Source organism: Pseudomonas sp. RGB (assembly GCF_007713445.1).
Taxonomy (GTDB): Bacteria; Pseudomonadota; Gammaproteobacteria; order Pseudomonadales; family Pseudomonadaceae; genus Aquipseudomonas.
Map to the genome: position 1 here is coordinate 21,035 of NZ_VMSH01000011.1, position 18,856 is coordinate 39,890.

The following is an 18,856-nucleotide window of genomic DNA, read 5'->3' on the forward strand; positions in this document are numbered from 1 at the left end:
GAGAACTGTTCAAGATGCAATACAAGCTGTCCCACAACCTGCGTCCACTGATGTTCAACGCCCTGCTGTGGGTCGTGGGCGTCACCTTGCTGTTCATGGCCAGAAATGCCATCGAACACCTCACCGGGCCCGTCGAAGAAACCTGGCTGGACTTGGACCTGGCAGTGATGCTGGGTGCCTACCTGTTATTTTTCTTGCTTGAGCCGATACGAAATCGCATAAGCCGCCGCTTACGCAAATACCTGCGACGCTGAACACCTCACCACAGGCCCGCTACCGGCGCCCGAGCCCCAGGAGTTTTACCTTGTCCCAACCCGGCGATAACCACCAGCGCGCCCTGGACAGATTCTTGACCGAACATCCGGAGGTGGCCACGCAGCTGGACACCCTGAACCCGCTGGCTGCTCAGGCCAAGCGCGAAACCCTGGAGCAGTATCGCGCCGAACGCCTGCATGAAGCCTTCGAAGCTGAAGCTGAACGACAGAACCTGTTTGCCTGGGAGCTGACACTCAAGTTGACGGCCGATTCACCCGAGGCCTTCGAAGCCCAGCGTCTTGAAGTGCACAAGGAAGTCGCACAAATGGCCGGGTTGAGCTGGGCCGACTACTGCCAACTGCATGGCCTGGCCCATTGAGCCTTGGGTTACAGCCACCCGCGTCGAGGGTGGCTGGCTATCGCCTCGCGTAACTCGGCGACGCTCAGCACTCGGCGTTCAGGATCAACCGCCAGGGCCGAGCGCAAGGCGGGCCAGCAGCGCTTGGGCAGTTGCCGAGGCCGAACCAACGCTTGCATGGCATGACGCCCACCCAGGCGTTGCCCATGGGCCAGCTCGTACACGACGCAAGCCACGCCATACAGGTCGGCGGCGGTGCTCAGCGCCCCGCCGGCGAGTAATTCCGGGGCAACATACGCGGGTGTCCACGCGTTGAAACGGTCGCGATTCAAACTCGGCAACCCCACCGCCCCCGGTACTTGCTTATGGCCCAGGCCGAAATCGAACAACCGCACACCTTCTTCGCTGACCATGACATTGGCGGGTTTGATATCGCCGTGCAGGACGTTTTGCTGATGGGTGTAAACCAGTGCATCCAAAAGCTGTAGGACCATCGGTTGCAGTTCTCGCCAGGGCAACCCGGCGGGGCACTCGGGCAGCAGCCGGTCGAGCGTGATGCCGTGCATCAATTCCATCGTGAAAAACGCGGCCTGGCTGGTTGTATCAACCTCGAAGGAAAATGCCCGCACCACACCGTTGTGGCGCAGGCTGCGGGTCAGGGCAAACTCGCTGTAGAGCAGCACATGCGCGTCCAGGCACTGAGACAAAGTCTCGCCCAAAAGCTTGATTGCCACGCTGGAGCAGGACGCGCCAAATTGCTCGTGCAACAAGTCACGAGCGCGATAAACCACGCCCATCCCGCCCCTGCCCAATTCGCGTTCGAGCTGATAACGCCCGGCGAATAAGCCTGGCGCCATTGACGTGTCATTCATGGCTGTACCACCACGGCGGTCAAATCATCCCGCGCGGGCCTGCGCAATACCGTTGCAAATAAACGGTCGACCACCTGCTGCGGCGTGCCCACGCTCAACGCACGCCCCAGGTCGGCGTGACTGAGCGCCTGATACAACCCATCGCTGGCCAGCAGAAATACGTCCCCTGGCCGGGTGCTGAGTTCCAGCACCTCAAGCTGCAGCAGCGCTCGCGCACCGATGGCCCGGGTCAATGCCCTGGCCTCCGGATGGGCCCGAGCTTGCGCCACACTCAATTGGCGCTCATCCATGAGGCGCTGCTGCAGTGAATGATCGCGCGATAATTGGTAAAGCCTTTGCTCGCGCCACAGATAACATCGACTGTCCCCCGCCCACACACAGGCGGCACGCCCCTGCTCAAGCAGCAATGCCACCACCGTACTGCCCATCGTGACGTCGCCGCGCGCGTCAGACCTGATACCCGCCTTCGCCAACTGCTGGCTGACGTGTTGCAAGCGTTGCCGAGCCGCGTTGACGCGTTGATCAAGGTTACCTGTGGCAGACAATGAAGCGAGACTGCGAACCACCCACTGGCTGGCCACATCACCGCCCTGGTGACCGCCCATGCCATCCGCCACGGCCCAACAGCTTTGCCGCGGACCGTCCAGGAACGCATCCTCGTTACGCGACCGGGCCTGGCCCTGTTGTGTGCGCCCGGCACTGCGCCACTCAATAGGCCGACTGCTCACAGTTGCTCAGGCAGGCGGAAAGTGCGCCACGCCTCCATGTCAAACGGGCTGGGCGTACGCTGGCTGGTCAACAGGTAATTGGCCCGCAGCCCGGCAAGGTCGGCCTTGAATATCAGCGCGTTCCTGCCGCTCGCCGGCTCTCGCTGCATCAAGTCAAAAAACCTGAACAACGACCAGGCGCCGGTATCTTTCTCGATCCCCAAGGGGCGTTGCTCCGTGCCCCGCTCCAGTACCAGGCTGCTGCGACCGTTGTCGGCCTCCATCGGCCAATCAAACACCATGGGCACGATGGGTCCATGGCGATATTCCAGCTGTTTATCGCCAAAGCGCAGGGTCGCCCGACTGACCGACTGATCCAGGCTGTAGGGCGCCACGGTAAATCGAACCGACACCTCACCCTGCGGTTCAGTGAAAAACACCTGGCGGATAACCTCGGCTTTCGTCAGTTGATCCAGCACCGAACGCGAGACCGGCAAGCCACTGCCATCCAGACCACGCAACCTGTAACGGTTGCCGTCAACACTGACGAAAGGCCGCAGGTAGCTTTCATAAAAGCGCGCCATGACGCCCTGGGGTTTGAAGAACTCTTGAAAGTCATTGAGGGCGACATCGCTGCTCGCATGAGCATTGAACGGGTAACGCTGGCGGATCGCCTTGGCATACAGTCCATACACCTCACTGTGATAGCGCTGGTTGACGTGCGCATAGGCCCCGTCCAGCAGGTGACGCCAGCTGTTGTCAACCACCCCCTCAAACCAGCCTGCGAGCGGCAACGGCAACCGTGCAGCGGCGTCACGCAGAGTGCCGAGCACATCCTGCTGCCCCTCCATTCGCCGCTTTACCCGTTGAAAAGCCGCCTGCTCGGGCGAGCTTTCGCGGTTGAGCGAAGCCAGTTGCAGGTGCAGTTCGTCGAGCAAACGCAATGCCTGCGTCAACTCGACGCCAGGGTTGTGCTGCTCGTCGAGCAACTGGTGCAATGGCTCAAAGCGTCGTTGCAACGCTCGGCGGGCAGAGTCTGGAAGGACGACCTTCGCCCCTTCAGCCACAGCCGTCTGAGCGATCACCCCCAACGCTCCCGTCTGAGCGGGTACGTTGGCCAAAGGGTCATGACCGGGCAGCAAACGCGTGTTTTCACGCAACAGCAGCAATAATTGCATCAGCGGCGACTGGGCTGACGTCAAGCCCGCGAGCTGTTCGGCATCCTGCCTGAGGCTGTCGCTCTGTTGCAGGCTGACGCGGCCAAGGGCGGCACTCCAGGTATCGGCATACTCACTGAAATAGCGCTGCTGCAGCTCAATCATCAGCCGCCGCAAATCCATGACACTGAGGTCGGCACCCTCCCCCAATACCCAGTTGTCCTGCGCAATGGCATTCACCAGCCGCGGGCCCTGTGCCTCAAAGTACTGCCAATACCTTTTGGTGTAGAAACCGGGAATAGGTGGATCAATGGCCGCGAATACCTTGCCCTCGACAAGCCGCAAAGGCTCGAGGTTGCGTGACTGTTCGCGCAACGCCCGGTAAACCACATCCGCCAGGGACTCACCCCGCAGCGCTTCGCGAGCCTTGGCCACAAGGGCTTCATCGAGCGGCGCAATGAACGGTTGCTCAAGCAGCCGCGCCAAGTGTTCATTCAGGCGTTTGTGCACCGACGCGTCACCTGGATAACGCGCAGACCAATGGTCTGCCATATGCTGTGCCAGCCACCCGGTATCACGGCGCTCCCGCAGATTGAGCATCAGGTAGGCGCGCAGGTTTTCCAGCAGTCGTTCGCGATTGCCAAGGTTGGTGCGAACTTGCTCCTCGAGCAGCACTGTTAGGCGGTCCAGTAACAGCTGCTGCACGGCCAGCTGATACGCGTGGGTCAAGGGTGGGCGGCTCAAATCACCCTGAAAAAGGCCACCGCGCTCGATAAACCGTGCGTCTTCTGTTGCAGGGAAAACCTGCGTCGCCGCCCAGCGGGCATCCAACAGCGCCAGCAGTGTGAGGGTGTCGTCAGCATTCTGCGCAGCAGGTGCAGGTTGCACCGCCAGTGCAGCCACTTGCGCCAGGCGTTGCTGGTTGACGGTGTAGCTGTGCGTCCACAGCCACCCTGCGCCCCCGATAACCAGCACAACGGCCATGGCCAGTAACCCCTGGCGCAAATGGATGCGCCGTTGCTCCGGGGTCTGCAGACCGGCGAGGTCTGCCTCGGCAAAGATCACCCGACTGAACAGGCCCTGCACGAAATGACTGTGCCTGTCGCCGGCGCAGGTCAAATAGAAGCCCCGCAACCCGCTGATGCGCTGATAACGATGGGCGGAAAAAGCCGACTCCACGAACAGGCACAAACGCTCGCCGAGTTGCGCCGCCTGCTGGGGGAAGTCGAGCATAAGGCCACGGCGCTCGACATTACGCTCCTGATGCAATCGTGTAATCAGTTCACCGCTCAAACGCTGCAGCAGCTCGTCGAACGCGCGGCGCACCTGTGCGATGTCGACGCCGCCCTTGCCAACATCGAGTGGCTGGCCAAGCACGCTTTCTGCCTCCTCTCCCTGGGGCGCATCGAAGAATTCGGCAAACCCCGGCACGCGGTCAGCCTGGGTCAGCACCAGATACACGGGAACGTCCACGTGCAACGTTTGCTGGACCTCTTGCAGGCGCGAGTGCACCTGGCGAGCCTGCAGGTCCAGATCGTGCTCGTTACGGCCCAACAATGTTTCGACCGACAAAGCCACCACCACGCCATTAAGCGGGCGCACTCGGCGCCGCTGCCTGAGCAGACGCAACAGCATCGACCAGCCGGCGGCGTCCAGCGTGCTGTCAGGTTGTGTCAGGTAACGCCCGGGGGTATCGATAAGTACGCTTTCGCCAGCGAAATGCCATTGCGCATGAGCCGTGCCTCCCACTGGCATTGCTTCTACTCGGTCAAATGGCAGCTGTAAGCCCGCCGCCGCCAACAGCCGCGTTTTGCCGCTGGCTTGCTCGCCGATCAACAAGTACCAGGGCAAGTTATTACGCCATCGCTGGTTATGCCCTGCGTATCGCGGCGAGGTTTTCAAGCGCTGGAGGGCCTCTTTGAAGCGACCGCGTACCTGTCGCTGCTCGTCCTCAACCCATCCCAGTTGTTCATGGTGTGCCTGGCGTTCAGGTCTCTTGAGCTCAACTGCCCGGCGTACGCCGACGAGGACCATTGCCAGCCCCCACAGCAGAAACAACACGCTGATGGTGACCAGGCGCGCACTCGCGCCTTGCCAGAAGCGGTGATCATCCACGGCCAGCAGCGGCCCGAAACACCACACCAACGCCGCGCAGGAAAGCACCAGCAACAAGCTCCAGACCCAAATCGTGCCCAGCACGGTGCGCGCGTTCTTGAGGAATGCGTTCATTCATTGCTCCCAGCGTTTACAAGGGCGTCTGAGTCAGTTCCGACGCCGAAAATTGAAAGGGTTGCAGCGCCCTTGTGGCTTCTTCGCCCAGTCGCCAGGCAAATCCTGTGTACATCGCCAGCAAACAGGCCAGGGTAAAGACTGCGACCCAAGTCACCGGGATAACGGGGAGCCGTTTACGGCGCGCACGCCCTGCTCGCGTGGGCTGCAAAGGCGCCGACAGTGGCTCGCCTCGCACGTGCCTGATCTGTCGGTACAAGGCATCACGCACGGCTTCAAGTTGGCTGACACCTCGCTCCATGATTCGGTATTTGCCTTCGAATCCGAGGGAGAGGCACAGGTACATCAGTTCCAGCATTGCCAGGTGCTTGACCGGGTCGCGGGACAGCCGCTCCAACAGTTGGAAAACCTTCTCCCCACCGAAGGTTTCGTTGTGAAAGCGGCTCAACAGGCTCATCTTCGACCAGTCGCTGCGGCTGCCCCACGCCGTAGTGACTACAGCTTCATCGACGACGCTGCACAACACATAGCGGGCAGACATCACCTGGCTGCTCTCGACACCACTCTGCAAGGCGCGGGCTTCAAACTGAGTGACCGCCAATGCCATTTTGTCGTTGACCGTGCCCAAGCTTTCGCGGCCAGAGGCGCTTTTGAGCTGAACCACTTGCGACAACAACGCCCATGCGGCCTCAACGAGAGAGTTGAACCCCATCTTGAAGCGCGGGGTACCTTGCTCGTGGGCGGCGTAGATCATTCGATCTTCCAACTGCTCAAAGCGTGGCGGCGCAGGGAAGTCCGTGATCGGGCCGTGGCCCGGCCCACGGCCCTGATGGTCGAGCAAAACAGTCTTTTCATCCTGCAGGTATTCACTGTCCATTGTGTTCAGTTCCTGATGGCCCAGAAGTTGAGTTCGAGCGCTGTAAATTCACCGCCTACATGGAAGGCAAACCCACCCGACTGCTCCAGCTGCGTGATGTCGCGGGCACTCAGATCCAGCATGAAATAGGTTTTGCCTGCATGAAACGGAATCTGCCGTGGCGCCACAGGCAACGGTCTGACCTTGATTCCCGCCAGGTGCAAGTTGACCAGCTCGCGTATGCGCTCCACCGGCCCGACCTTCAAATGCGAAGGCAGGCGATGGCGCAATTCCTCCGAATCACACTGAGCAGTGGCCGCCAAAATAAACGTCGCAGTGCCGAGCAATTTCAGGTCGCTCACCGGGCATACCAACACCCCGTATTGGCGTTGCTGCAACGCCAACTCGATGGCGTGTTGCTCAAGCACCATTGACAGCACGCCACGCACGCCCTCCATCAACCCGCGAAAACTTTCACCTTGGTCTTCATGTCGATAACGCACATCCAGGTGAGCACGTTTGCTGTCGTTGGCGAACGTTGATAACTCACCGAACAGCGACAGTAATGCCCGGAACAAGGCTTGCGGGCGCACGTGGGTCTGGCTCAGGCAGTGACGCAATTCCAACTCGGTACGATTGATCAATTGCAGCATCAGAAAGTCGCCTATTTCCGTACCTGCGGCGGTGCCTTCACCCCGAATACGCGCTGCAATGGCATCCCCACGGCTGGAGAGCAAGCTGATCACCTCCTTGAGGCACGACGGCAAATAGCCGTGGCCCTGAAGAAAAATGAAGGATGGAATGAAGTCGGCATCCAGGCTCACGCCGCCTGCATCGGTCGACTCCAGCACTTGAGCAACCTTGAGCTTGACGAAACTCTGCTCGCTTGAGGGTCGCCCAGCAGCAGACGCAGGTCAGGACGCGCGCAACTGATGTGACAACGGGAGTCGACGCCGGCATTCGAATCCCCCACCTCAATGTCACACGCCAGATAGCGGGCCAGGACGTCGGTTTGCTGCTGGCGGCGAACTTCGTTCTGATTGCCGGTATCCAGCGGCAGCGCGAGATAAATCGGCTGTTTGCCGGCGTTGGCGGGCACCTGCAAGACCAGCGGCTCCATCGCCCCGCCCAACTCGAACAGACTACCGTCCGGCAATACGCCACTGGCCTGGTTGACCACCACCTTGCCGAAATTGAGGTATTGCAAATCGACTTCCAGCGTCAGAAACCCCCACGCATCAGCCCCCAGCAAGCGCGTCCGATTGAGCTGCTGGTGGTAATAGCGATCGTTGTGCTGCAGATGCTGCGGCCGTAACAGCATGCCTTCCTGCCAGATGACTTTATGAACCTGCATATCACTCGGACTCCTGGCCATGCATGGACGAAGAAGCGCGAATACCGGCCTGGTCCAGCACAAGATCGGCACGGGTTAACTGCTGCGGGGTAATGGGCACGACCCACCGCCATTGAACATGGGGCAGATCTCGATAGGCTGCCAACACGCCCAAGAAACGCGTGCCGGGCTCGAGCCCGAGCTTGAGCGCCAGCCGCTCACCCGGTCGCAGTTCAAGTTCCTCACTGCCCAGCCAGTCCTTGGGCAGCGACTGCTCGGCATTGCTGTACAGACTGAAGAAGTCCGCATTCTCAAACGCCACGGCGTGACGCAATTCAATCAAGTGCACCACCACCGGAGACGGCCTGCCGTGCAGGTCGGGGTTGACTTGCTCGCTGGCGGCCAGCGCCATGTCCAACTTGGTCAAGGTAGAAAACGGCGATAGGCTGCTGCAGCCGGCCAACAGGCCGAGCAAAAGCAGCGTTGTTGCAAGCGCGGCTCGAAACATAATGTTCATCCTGGATAATCGACGTGCAGGGTTGAGATCAAGCGCACCTGCTCTTCGTAAGCCTTGGCGAAGTCACTGCCCGGCAGGCGATCGGTGAACTGCTCATCCTCGAGCAAACGCTGGTAGTGACGCTGATAAGCCCGCCAATACCCACCGTCGGTAAAAAATCGGCGCCGTTGCCCCTGGTATTCGAAGCATGTCAGCAGATGACCCGGAGCAAAGGCGCTGCGCGTAGCGCGCAGTGCATTGCGGCAGGCCGCCAGTAACGCAACCTGATGGACTTGCATATCCCGGTGGGCCTGGATGATGGCGTGTTCGGCCGGCAACTGGCCAAGATCCTCGGTGCCCAGCAGCACCGCCATTGCGGCATCGGTTTCGACGCTGTCTCTCAAAGGGCTCCGGCGCCTTTGCAGCGTCTCGAAAAGCGGCAGATTCAGCTCGCTTTTGAGCTCTTCGCAAATCCGCAGGCTTTGTTGCAGACCTTCTACCTCCATACGCAGCAGGCGCGCTGCTCTGATCGCCAACGCCTCGCGACCCGTCGTATCGAGAGCTTCCAGGCTAATACCCAGTGCTGTCGCAAACCGCCCCCAAAAAACGTCGCTGCCCGCTGCTGGCATCGCATCGGAGCGAACCGGGACGGCTTCCTGAGCGGGTTCGGCGCGTCGGGGTAACGTCAGATGGTCCCTATTGGTCACCCGATCGTCGGCCCACGGACCCGACGTGCCGCTCCCATCTGCCAATGCCTCCAGGTCCTGCGACGTGGTCTGACGCTGCTGCTCGACGTCGAGCGCTTGAATTGGGTCCAGCGCCAGGTAGGCATCATCGGGAATCAGCCCTGTGTTGGCGTCCCATTGCTCACCGCAAGACTGCGTCAACGCCACCAGTTTTGCCCGAATCGACAAGGTTCCCAGTTGAAAAATGTCGCCATCACTGATCAATCGCGCCTGCCCCTTGCGCAGACGTTCGGCGCTGCCGGCTACACCGATTCCGTTGCTGCTGATATCCGTCAACAGGTACTGGCCCTCACGATAGGCGACCAAACCATGGTGGCTGGAGAGCAGACGGCTGGCGTCCGGAATCACCCAGTCACACCCGGCACCACGACCGATCACGCCGCCTGCGGCGCAAAATAGCTTGCGCGCCGTGGGTGCGCGGCTTCCGTCCTCGGTACCCAAAAGCTCAAACACAAGTTGCATGGTCAGCCTCTCCCCTTTCACTGGCCACGATTGATCGACTTGGGCTCACCCAGCGGGCGGTAATCAGCGTCGTCAAACACGTAATTGGCGCTGCAGCCACTCAGCAGACACAACACAAGCACAACGGCTTGCCACGGACGATCAGGCATCAGGTTTCTCCCACAGAAATAAGGTTGCCCAGCTCGATACGGCACAGGCGTCGGTCATGCATGGCAATGCACAAAAGCACACTTCAGCCCTCGCCTCTGGCATCGTCGAAAGGAATGTTCAGGCGCGCGAGACGATAGAGCAGCGTGCGCCGAGCAACCCCCAGTTCACGGGCAGTGCGGGTTCGATTGCCACGGTTCTTGTGCAAGCAATCAATCAGAAATACGCGTTCCACTCGCTCCATACGCTGGCGTAGCGTCACATCAACGGCATCGGTCGCATCCGGGGCCAGCGGCAACGACAAATGCGCCGGCAGAATCACACCGTCGTCACACAGCAGCACTGCGCGTTCCACCAGACACTTGAGCTCGCGGACATTGCCAGGGAAGCCATGGCTCGACAGTTGATCAAGGGCGGTATTGGACCAATCGACAGGCGCTCGACCCAGCGCAGCGCACGCCTTGTCGGCGAAGTGCCGCGCCAGCTGCAACACATCGCCATCGCGTTCACGCAAGGCAGGCAATTGAATCGGGAACTGTGCGAGCCGGTAATAAAGGTCTTCACGAAAACTGCCTTGCGCCACCATTGCAGCGAGGTCGCGGTGGGTCGCGGCAATGATGCGCACGTCAACCTTATGCGCGACGCTGGCGCCCAACGGGCGGATCTCACCCTCCTGCAAGACCCGCAGCAACTTGGCCTGCAATGACAGCGGCATGTCGCCGATTTCATCCAGCAGCAACGTACCGCCATGCGCGGCGTCGAACAGCCCCGCGTAGTTGCGCTCAGCACCGGTGAATGCCCCTTTGCGGTAGCCAAACAGTTCGCTCTCGAGCAAACCTTCTGGAAACGCAGCGCAATTTTGCACCACGAATGCCTGGGCACTGCGTGGCCCGGCCGTGTGAATCGCCCGCGCCACGACCTCTTTGCCGGTGCCGGTCTCACCACGCAACAGCACCGTATAAGGGGTCTGCAGGACTTTGCCGATCAGGTGGCAGGTTTCTTCCATCGCAGCGCTGTTGCCGATCAAGCCATAGGCCCCTGCAGTCGACCCACCGCGCGGTGAACGGGCAATGGCTGGCGCCGGTTGCATGCGACGCAGCATAAGCAGTTGGTTCACGGCGAAACTGCCGAATTGACCCAGCGATGGCGCGTAACCCAGCAGTGGCGTCACACGCCAGCTCGCACACAGGAGTACGCCTGTGACCGCATTGGTGCGGTTGAACAGCGGAACACACAATAGCGCACGCCAGGGCGCCCGCGCCGCCGGCAAAAAGCCGCTGTCATAGAGGCTGCTTCCGACGTCATCGAGGCCCAGGCAACAACGCGTTCTCAGGACGTAGTGCAACAGCTGTTGGTTTTGCGCTGCCGGACGTGAAGTCGGTTCGCCGCCCGGCAGCGCCTCAGACAAATGTTGAGCAATAAGCTCGAATTGGCCAGTCACCTCATCCACCAGGTACAGCTGAGTGAGCTCGCACTGGCTCAGGTGCGCAGCGCTCACAGCACATAGGCCTGGCAACGTCGTCGGGTCACTTTCCTGGCTCACGCGCGCGAAGCCGTCCAGCAAGGCGGCGGCGTACACCAGCGGTTCGGCCACTTGGGTCAACATAGCGTTCGTCATTGGCCGAACTCACAGCTGGGCAGGCCATTGCCATCCAACCCTGCATGCACCCACGACAAGGATTCATCCGTGGCCATGGCACTCAGAACGCGATCGACCATTTGCGGCAGCAAGTAGCGCTCGATCCATTGATCGATGTACCGCGCACCACTGTCACGGTCCGCGCAGCGCTCGGCCATGTGCGCGATCAGCTCAGGGGAACACGTCAGGGCCAACTTGCGCCGATGCAACCGCTCACCGAGGCTTGCCAGTTTGAGCCTTACCACCTCATGCAGGACTGGACCGGCAATCGGGTAATACGGCACGACACGCATCCGGGCCAGCAGGGCCGATTTGAAGTGGCTACGCAACACGGGCTGTATAGCGTCCTGCAGCACCTGGGCCTCAGGCCGCCGACCGTTTTCACACATTTCGTTGATGCAGTCGCTGCCAAGGTTGGAAGTCATCAGGATCAGCGTGTTGCGAAAATCTATTTCTCTGCCTTCACCATCGTTGGCGCGGCCCTTGTCAAAGACCTGGTAAAACAGGTTCAACACCTCGGGGTCGGCTTTCTCGACCTCGTCGAGCAGTACCACTGAATAAGGCCGTTTGCGCACAGCCTCGGTCAGGACTCCACCTTCGCCATAACCGACGTAGCCCGGTGGCGCACCGATCAAACGGGACAGCGCGTGCTTCTCCTGGTATTCCGACATATTGATGGTGGTCACGAACCGCTCACCGCCATACAGAAGCTGCGCCAATGCCAGCGCTGTTTCGGTTTTGCCAACACCACTGGGGCCCACCAGCAGAAACACACCCACCGGCGCATCCGCTTTGTTGAGGCCCGCGGCAACCGCCCGCAAGGCACGATCAAGCACCTGCACGGCATGCTCTTGTCCCAGAATGCGCGTGCGCAGGGCAGCAGCAAGGCTCAATACCTTTTCGTTGGGCTCCAGCGCCAGCTGCTCAACCGGAATGCCGGTCCAGGCACTGACCACCTCGGCGATCAAACGCGGGCACACCTCAAGTTTGTCCGATGACTGCCCAGCCTGTTGAATCCGCTGCTGCTCCACTACCTGACGTTCCTGCTCGATGGCGTCCAAGCGTCGGCCCAGCGCTTGCAATGCTTGAGCATCCACCGGCAGCCCCGCCTCGGCGTCCCGGCTTAACGCCTCATGTTGCCGCGTGCCTTCAGCCCGTTCCGCGTGCAGGTTTTGCAGCGCCTCAGGGGGCATTGCCTGACGCGTGCGCACTCGTGCGCAGGCGGTGTCCAGCACATCCACGGCCTTGTCCGGCAACTGGCGGCCCGCCAGATAACGAGCGCTCAGGTGTGCCGCCGCTACGACGGCATCATCGCGGACGTAGACACCATGGCTTGCCTCATACACCGGAACCAGACCGCGCAGGATCGACACGGCTTCCTCGACACTTGGCTCACCGACCAGCACTGGCTGGAAACGACGCGCCAATGCCGGGTCTTTCTCAATGTATTGCTTGTATTCCGACCAGGTGGTGGCCGCAATGGTGCGCAGAGCGCCTCGAGCCAACGCAGGCTTAAGCAGATTGGCCGCGTCGGAACCGCCTGCCGGGCCTCCTGCGCCGACCAGCGTATGGGCTTCATCGATAAACAGGATCACGGCCTGCGGCGAGGCGTTGACTTCATCAATCACGCCTTTGAGCCGCCGCTCGAACTCGCCCTTGAGGCTGGCACCCGCTTGCAGGAGCCCCATGTCCAGGGTCAGTACGCGAACAGCCTTGAGGGCATCGGGCACCTGCGAAGCGACAATTTTCAGCGCAAGGCCTTCGACAATCGCTGTTTTGCCTACCCCGGCCTCCCCGACCAGGATCGGGTTGTTCTTGCGGCGTCGCACAAGAATGTCAATCAGTTGCCGAATTTCACCGTCGCGACACAGCACCGGATCAATCAGACCTTTACGCGCCTGGCCTGTGAGGTCATGCGTAAAACGCTGCAACAACGATTCTGTCGCCAACGGTTCGGCCTCAGCTGCCTGGCTCGCGAGAAAATCCCGTACACGCTCTGCATCCAGGCGGCCCAGCACGGCCTGATAGCCAGCACCGGCGTACTCCAGCGGATGACGCAACAGCGCCAGCAACAGGGCGCCCTCATCCACAAAGCGTTGCCCAAGCTCGAGATGGGCAACCATCAACGCTTGTTGCAACCAATGCACCAGCGCCTGAGAGAAGACCGGATTACGGGTTGCACTCTGCTCACTTCTTGGCTGCAACGTTGCTTGCAATTCGCTCATCGGCACATCAGCGTCGACCAGGGCCTTGGCCAGCAGGCCGCCGGGCTGCTCAAGCAAGGCAAGCAGCAGGTCTTCGACGAGTACTTCTCGGCCACCGCGGTTTACACAACGTTCCGAGGAACGCTCCAGGTCGCGACGTACCTGGGTTGTCAGCGTGCGTATAAGCTGTTGCAGGTCCACATTGATCATAATCACCCGTCCCTAATGAAAGTTGCCAGCAAACGTGACCACACCGTCGGCTTGCTCATGGTCCAACCAACTGGTCCAGCCCAGGCGACAGACATTGCGCGCGCCAATATGCAGGGCTCTGATCTCACCGGCGGCAAGCACCAGGCGCAGGTCGTATTCCAACGGGTCTCGCGTGGTTAACCGCACCAGTGAACACAAGGGCTGGTAGCCCTTCCCCGTGGGCAGGAACGCGTGAAACTGCTGCCAGCTCAGCGCCAGGACATGCACCCTGAACTTCCCGCTGCGGTCGCTGACCTGATGCCCCAGCACCAGGTCCTCACCGAGTTCGCAGCGAGTGATACCGAGGCTATTGCGCTGAAAATGGGCAACCTCCACGCGGCGCTCAACCCATTGTTCGATGAACACAGGGGCATGCTTGAAGTAGTACCGCAGCACGGCTTCGATCAAGGCGGCCGAATGCACGCGCAAACTCAACAGCCCCAGGTAAGGCAACAGGCGTTTGCAGTCCAATTGCGTGGTACCTCGTATCGCGTTGCCACCCAGGCCGATCAGCGCAAACATCTGCTCCGAGAACGCATCGCTCGCGCCAGTCTGGAAACACGCTCGATAGCGATATTTACGCCAGATCGGCCACACCAGCCGATGCAGTCGGTGGTGGAATAGGTCGAGGAAGTCGCGAGTGGGGTTACCGCCGGAAAGCTCGCCAAACGCCTGCCCTGCATAGAACGCTGGCAGCGGTGACCCGGCCCCGACCAAACCCAATATGTTGAGCCGCAGGCGAGCGCGTAATTGCCCGCGCTCCATAAAGAACGCCACGCGATCGATATCGTGTCCGGCAAACCCCAGACCTGGATTGGCCTGAAATTCCAACAGGTCGTACAGCGCGTCTTCATCCATCAGCGGATGAGCTTCGCGCAATCGCTCAATCACCTGCTCAATTGCCTGGAACAGTGTGTACTCACGAATGCCGCAACAGAGCGCATTCAAAGCAGGGGCTGTTGCCCCATGCGGGATGGCCATAGGTACACGTCTCCTTGTGTGCTGATGACTCGTAACTCGTGATAAGAGTTGAGGCTGGCGTAGAGCGCAAAGAACTCATTGAGGACCGAGGCGAACACAAACAGATCGCCCTGACCGAGAAACCCCTGGGGGTCGACTGTCAATTCCACACGTAGGCCGCGAATGGGTAACCCACGGTGCAGTCGGTCAACCGGCTCATGGCGAATGGACTGCAGCGCACCGAGCCTTGTCTGACTGACCTTTTGCGCCTGCCGATCGTGATAGCGCGGCAGGTCATAGGTTTCGAGAATCACTTTCAAGGCATTGATATCGGTCAACGACAAATAGTTGAGCGACATATTGCTGATCAGCTTCCACAGGAAATCCTGGTCCAGCGGCGGCGCGAAGCTCGCCGTTGGTGCGGTGATGTTGCGAAACGTCAGTGATTCCGGTGCCTGCTCGCAGGGTTGGTTGATGTCGCCTGGCTGCAACTGCCGAGGCAGGTTGCAGTTGGTGCAAGTCATTTCGATCGACAACGTTTCCTGGCCTTTACCTTCGCGACTGCCAAACCCCATCCAGGTGTCGAGCCCCCCATGCTGCTGCGACGAGCGCTGGCGAATGCTGTAGCTGGCCGGCGCTGTAGCTCGGTCAACCCCCCAGTCATGCTCAAAGGATTCGAACGGCACATAGGCCTGGTAACCCAACCCGCCAGGGCGCCAGCCAGTGACACTGTCGACGGAAAACACGGCGGCATTGCCCGGGGTATATTCCCCCGGCACCAGAAGGTACTCATCCTCTTTTCCATTCAGGCGAATGGGGACCGCATCATGTTTGAACAAGTTGGCAATGGGCGTGCAATACAACTTCACGTTGTCCAGCGTGGGCTGTTGCAGTGCGTGCCCGTGGGTGCGCAGTTCAAAGCGCAGCACCATGCCGCGGACCTGGCCGAGCCGTTCAGGGGCAAGTGTGTGCAGCACACCCAGCCCCTCGATATCGACAAACAGGTACTTTTCGGCAAAGGCGAAGTACTCCTGCAGATGGCGGTAACCGCGAAACGTATTCTGTGGATACGGTATCAACGCCTCGTCTTGCGAAAACCCCACCGGCTTGACCTGGGCAGCGCCCAGCCGCACCGTCATTGGTTGCCCATCGTTGCCCTTGACCGGCCCCCCTTCGCCATCCAGTAACAGCAAGTGAATGCCATCCAGATGTCGCAGCAAACTGAGGTAGAGCCCCTGGCTGATGTAGCGGTCGCCCGACAGGTGCAGTCGCAGTGAGTCAAAGGTTAACTGGCTGAAGTTACCCTCGACACTCATGTCCAGGTGCAAATCCAACCATGCCCCGTCACCCTGGCACTTGAAGTCCAGACCTGTGAGTTGCAGTGGCATGACATCAGTGGTGTAGCACGTCCTGAAGCGACACCGCTCACCCTGGATAAGAACACTTTCTACCGCCGTATCACGGGCAACCCGAACGGCGGGACCTGCACGTTTCAATGGGTCAAATTGCAGGATGCTGAAGGCGGGTATTGGCCGCATGTAATTGGGCCACAGCAAATGCATCAAGGAATGCGTCAGCTCCGGCAGCTCGTCGTCCAACTTCTGGCGCAGGCGACCGGTCAGAAACGCAAACCCCTCCAGCAATCGCTCAACATCCGGGTCCTGGCCGCTTTCAGCCAGAAACGGCGCCAGTGCGGGATTACGCTCGGCGAAACGCCGCCCGAGGTGCCGCAGGGCGCTGAGCTCGCTTTGGAAGTAACGGTTAAAGCCCATCGGCGCAGACCTCAACCCGCCCGCCATCCACCAGGCGCGCCTGGAACACAACGGGCCGTGTGACACCGTCAACGATCAGCGCGGCTTCGATCGCAAAGGCTAACGCCAGAGGTTCAGTAGCATTCGGCAGCACCTTGACCTGTACATTTGCCAGTCGCGGTTCGTAGGCACGGATGAATCGCTCGATCAAGGCGCGTGAGCGGATCAAGGACTCGTGCAGGCTAAGCCGCATGTCATTGAGATCGGGCAAACCATAGTCGGGCAGTGTCTGAACACTGCCTGCCCGGGTGCTGAGCATTTTCCCCAGGTGTGCGGCGACGGACGCCACACTGCACCGCTGGGTTGATGCATCGCCTTCGAGGCGTTCGAAAAGGCTCACGTTATGGGGCATCCGCCGGCTTCTGCTCATTCTTTATCGAGCTTGCCGACCAGGGACAACGTGAAGTCAGCCCCCATGTACTTGAAATGAGGGCGCACACTCAGGTTGACCCGATACCAGCCTGGCTCTCCGTCGACATCACTGACGACAATGCGTGCTGCCCGCAATGGCCGGCGACCGCGCACTTCAGCACTGGGGTTTTCCTGATCGGCCACGTATTGGCGAATCCACTTGTTGAGCTCCAGCTCCAGGTCCGTGCGTTCTTTCCAGGAGCCCAGTTGCTCGCGCTGCAAGACCTTGAGGTAGTGCGCCAGACGGTTGACCACCATCATGTAGGGCAATTGGGTGCCTAGCCGGTAATTGAGTTCGGCTGCCTTGCCCTCTTCACTGATGCCGAAGGTTTTGGGTTTCTGGACCGAGCTGGCCGAAAAGAACGCCGCATTGTCACTGCCCTTGCGCATGGTCAGGGCAATAAACCCCTCTTGCGCCAGTTCGTACTCGCGCCGGTCCGAAACCAGTACCTCTGTAGGAATCTTGGTTTCGATCTCGCCCATGCTCTGAAAATGATGCAATGGCAAGTCTTCTACCGCGCCGCCACTTTGCGGTCCGATAATGTTCGGGCACCAGCGAAAGCGCGCAAAACTCTCAGTCAGGCGCGTGGCAAAGGCGTAGGCAGTATTGCCCCAGAGGTAGTGCTCGTGGCTGTTCACCACGTTCTCCTGGTAGGCAAAGGTTTTAACTGGGCAATCAATCGGATCGTAAGGGGTTCGCAGTAGAAAGCGCGGCACAGTGAGGCCGATATAGCGGGCATCTTCGCTCTGACGAAAACTTTGCCATTTGGCAAACTGCGGGCCTTCGAAATGATCCCTGAGATCCTTGAGGTCAGGTAATCCAGTAAAGCTTTCCAATCCGAAAAAAGCCGGCCCCGCAGCAGCGATAAAGGGCGCGTGGGCCATGCAGGCAACGCTTGAAGCGTATTGCATCAACTTCACATCAGGCGCACTGGGTGAAAGGAAGTAATTGGCGATGATCGCGCCCACCGGCTGGCCACCAAATTGTCCGTACTCAGCGCTGTAGATATGCTTGTACAGCCCGGACTGGGTAATTTCCGGCGAGTCTTCAAAGTCATCCAGCAGGTCTTGACGCGAGACATTGAGCAGCTCGATCTTGATGTTTTCTCGAAAATTGGTGCGGTCGATCAGCAACTGCAGGCCTCTCCAGGAAGCCTCCAGCGCCTGGAAATCCGGATGATGAAGAATCTCGTCCATTTGCTGGCTGAGCTTGGTATCAATCTCGGCGATCATCCGGTCAACCAGGCGTTTCTTCACTGGCTCAGCGCTGTTATGGGGTTTGAGCAACTCTTCGATGAAGGCCGACACACCGCGCTTGGCAATGCCGTAGGCCTCGTCATCGGCGCTTAATAATGTCTGGGCGATGATAGTGTCGAGGATGCTGTACTCGCCGCCAGCCTGGGCCGGCTGCTGGTTCTGTTGAGTGGTCGTCATGGTGTCAGTGTCCTTTTACTGAAGGGTTCAGGTGGTCGGGCCGCTCAGCCCCAGCTCGGCGAGTACGCGCGCACGAGACTCGTCATCGGCCAGCGCCTGCTCAATGGCTTTGCGAAAGCTTGGCGTGTTACCCAGCGGCCCCTTGAGTGCCATCAACGCCTCACGCAACGCCATCAACTTTTGCAATTCGGGTATTTGTTCAACCAGGTTTGCGGGGTTGAAGTCCTTCATCGCGTTAATCCGAACCTCGACGGACAGCTCCTCGATGCCACCCTCCTCCTGCAATCGATTCGGAACGCTCAATGTCAAGCTCAGCGCTTGTTTGGCCAACACCTCGTCAAGGGTGTTTTTGTCGATAGCAATGGGCTTTCGATCCTCAAGCTTGCGCAGATCTCCGCGCTGGCTGAAATCGCCCAGCACCAGTAACTTCAGTGGCAGTTCGACTTCCTCCTGCACACCGCCAATGGCAGGTTTGAAGGTGATATTGATACGTTCCTTGGGTGCTACCGAACCGTCTTTGAGCATGGGTG

The 18,856-nt window shown here is 59.9% G+C and carries 16 protein-coding genes and 1 pseudogene; 2 read left to right on the forward strand and 15 right to left on the reverse strand.

Annotated elements, in window-relative coordinates:
- Positions 1-14 precede the first annotated feature (14 nt).
- Together FPT15_RS21470 and FPT15_RS21475 are read left to right on the forward strand one after the other, a co-directional pair.
- A complete protein-coding gene (locus FPT15_RS21470; protein WP_145164439.1) occupies positions 15-254 on the forward strand; it encodes a hypothetical protein in 240 nt (79 codons plus the stop codon).
- 50 nt (positions 255-304) lie between these two features.
- Positions 305-634 (forward strand): DUF6388 family protein, encoded by a 330-nt coding sequence (locus FPT15_RS21475; protein WP_106577839.1) that lies wholly within the window; start codon positions 305-307, stop codon positions 632-634.
- Positions 635-642: 8 nt separating this feature from the next.
- Here FPT15_RS21475 and FPT15_RS21480 read toward each other — a convergent pair whose 3' ends face one another.
- The 15 genes and pseudogenes from FPT15_RS21480 to tssB form a co-directional block, all read right to left on the reverse strand.
- Entirely contained in the window at positions 643-1,485 is an 843-nt protein-coding gene (locus tag FPT15_RS21480) for a serine/threonine-protein kinase (protein ID WP_145164441.1), read from the reverse strand.
- Positions 1,482-2,213, reverse strand: coding sequence for a PP2C family serine/threonine-protein phosphatase (locus FPT15_RS21485; protein ID WP_145164443.1), 732 nt, complete (start codon positions 2,211-2,213; stop codon positions 1,482-1,484). Before FPT15_RS21485 ends, FPT15_RS21480 begins: the two co-directional genes overlap by 4 nt.
- Positions 2,210-5,578 carry a type VI secretion system membrane subunit TssM gene (gene tssM, locus FPT15_RS21490; RefSeq protein ID WP_145164445.1) on the reverse strand — a complete coding sequence of 1,123 codons (3,369 nt, stop codon included), beginning with the start codon at positions 5,576-5,578 and terminating at the stop codon, positions 2,210-2,212. The genes FPT15_RS21485 and tssM overlap by 4 nt, the downstream gene beginning before the upstream one ends.
- A 16-nt stretch (positions 5,579-5,594) precedes the next feature.
- Positions 5,595-6,455: a type IVB secretion system protein IcmH/DotU gene (gene icmH, locus FPT15_RS21495; RefSeq protein ID WP_145164447.1), complete on the reverse strand. Its 861-nt coding sequence runs from the start codon at positions 6,453-6,455 to the stop codon at positions 5,595-5,597.
- A 5-nt stretch (positions 6,456-6,460) separates the two neighbouring features.
- Positions 6,461-7,788 (reverse strand): annotated as a pseudogene (gene tssK / locus FPT15_RS21500) (type VI secretion system baseplate subunit TssK).
- Position 7,789: 1 nt separating this feature from the next.
- Complete coding sequence (gene tssJ / locus FPT15_RS21505; RefSeq protein WP_145164448.1) at positions 7,790-8,275, reverse strand: type VI secretion system lipoprotein TssJ; 486 nt, start codon at positions 8,273-8,275, stop codon at positions 7,790-7,792.
- A 5-nt stretch (positions 8,276-8,280) separates the two neighbouring features.
- Positions 8,281-9,471 carry a type VI secretion system-associated FHA domain protein TagH gene (tagH, locus tag FPT15_RS21510; protein WP_145164450.1) on the reverse strand — a complete coding sequence of 397 codons (1,191 nt, stop codon included), beginning with the start codon at positions 9,469-9,471 and terminating at the stop codon, positions 8,281-8,283.
- 17 nt (positions 9,472-9,488) lie between these two features.
- Positions 9,489-9,620 (reverse strand): type VI secretion protein, encoded by a 132-nt coding sequence (locus tag FPT15_RS21515; RefSeq protein WP_145164452.1) that lies wholly within the window; start codon positions 9,618-9,620, stop codon positions 9,489-9,491.
- A gap of 83 nt (positions 9,621-9,703) precedes the next feature.
- The gene (locus tag FPT15_RS21520; RefSeq protein WP_145164454.1) at positions 9,704-11,236 is read right to left on the reverse strand and encodes a sigma-54-dependent Fis family transcriptional regulator; all 1,533 of its coding nucleotides are present in this window, start codon (positions 11,234-11,236) and stop codon (positions 9,704-9,706) included.
- Positions 11,233-13,671 (reverse strand): AAA family ATPase, encoded by a 2,439-nt coding sequence (locus FPT15_RS21525; RefSeq protein ID WP_145164456.1) that lies wholly within the window; start codon positions 13,669-13,671, stop codon positions 11,233-11,235. The genes FPT15_RS21520 and FPT15_RS21525 overlap by 4 nt, the downstream gene beginning before the upstream one ends.
- 12 nt (positions 13,672-13,683) lie before the next feature.
- On the reverse strand, positions 13,684-14,691 hold the full coding sequence (tssG, locus tag FPT15_RS21530) for a type VI secretion system baseplate subunit TssG (RefSeq protein ID WP_145164458.1): 1,008 nt from the start codon (positions 14,689-14,691) through the stop codon (positions 13,684-13,686).
- Positions 14,655-16,442, reverse strand: coding sequence for a type VI secretion system baseplate subunit TssF (gene tssF, locus FPT15_RS21535; protein WP_145164460.1), 1,788 nt, complete (start codon positions 16,440-16,442; stop codon positions 14,655-14,657). Before tssF ends, tssG begins: the two co-directional genes overlap by 37 nt.
- Positions 16,432-16,833 (reverse strand): type VI secretion system baseplate subunit TssE, encoded by a 402-nt coding sequence (tssE, locus tag FPT15_RS21540; protein ID WP_145164462.1) that lies wholly within the window; start codon positions 16,831-16,833, stop codon positions 16,432-16,434. Before tssE ends, tssF begins: the two co-directional genes overlap by 11 nt.
- Before the next feature lie 14 nt (positions 16,834-16,847).
- The gene (gene tssC / locus FPT15_RS21545; protein ID WP_145164464.1) at positions 16,848-18,326 is read right to left on the reverse strand and encodes a type VI secretion system contractile sheath large subunit; all 1,479 of its coding nucleotides are present in this window, start codon (positions 18,324-18,326) and stop codon (positions 16,848-16,850) included.
- 27 nt (positions 18,327-18,353) lie between these two features.
- Entirely contained in the window at positions 18,354-18,851 is a 498-nt protein-coding gene (tssB, locus tag FPT15_RS21550) for a type VI secretion system contractile sheath small subunit (RefSeq protein WP_145164466.1), read from the reverse strand.
- Positions 18,852-18,856 lie beyond the last annotated feature (5 nt).

Coding starts and splice junctions, on each gene's coding strand:
- icmH (WP_145164447.1), bottom strand. CDS start 6,455: ATGGACAGTGAATACCTGCAGGATGAAAAGACTGTTTTGCTCGACCAT.
- tssC (WP_145164464.1), bottom strand. CDS start 18,326: ATGACGACCACTCAACAGAACCAGCAGCCGGCCCAGGCTGGCGGCGAG.
- FPT15_RS21515 (WP_145164452.1), bottom strand. CDS start 9,620: ATGCCTGATCGTCCGTGGCAAGCCGTTGTGCTTGTGTTGTGTCTGCTG.
- tagH (WP_145164450.1), bottom strand. CDS start 9,471: ATGCAACTTGTGTTTGAGCTTTTGGGTACCGAGGACGGAAGCCGCGCA.
- tssE (WP_145164462.1), bottom strand. CDS start 16,833: ATGCCCCATAACGTGAGCCTTTTCGAACGCCTCGAAGGCGATGCATCA.
- FPT15_RS21525 (WP_145164456.1), bottom strand. CDS start 13,671: ATGATCAATGTGGACCTGCAACAGCTTATACGCACGCTGACAACCCAG.
- tssM (WP_145164445.1), bottom strand. CDS start 5,578: ATGAACGCATTCCTCAAGAACGCGCGCACCGTGCTGGGCACGATTTGG.
- tssG (WP_145164458.1), bottom strand. CDS start 14,691: ATGGCCATCCCGCATGGGGCAACAGCCCCTGCTTTGAATGCGCTCTGT.
- FPT15_RS21470 (WP_145164439.1), top strand. CDS start 15: ATGCAATACAAGCTGTCCCACAACCTGCGTCCACTGATGTTCAACGCC.
- FPT15_RS21520 (WP_145164454.1), bottom strand. CDS start 11,236: ATGACGAACGCTATGTTGACCCAAGTGGCCGAACCGCTGGTGTACGCC.
- FPT15_RS21480 (WP_145164441.1), bottom strand. CDS start 1,485: ATGAATGACACGTCAATGGCGCCAGGCTTATTCGCCGGGCGTTATCAG.
- tssJ (WP_145164448.1), bottom strand. CDS start 8,275: ATGTTTCGAGCCGCGCTTGCAACAACGCTGCTTTTGCTCGGCCTGTTG.
- tssF (WP_145164460.1), bottom strand. CDS start 16,442: ATGGGCTTTAACCGTTACTTCCAAAGCGAGCTCAGCGCCCTGCGGCAC.
- tssB (WP_145164466.1), bottom strand. CDS start 18,851: ATGCTCAAAGACGGTTCGGTAGCACCCAAGGAACGTATCAATATCACC.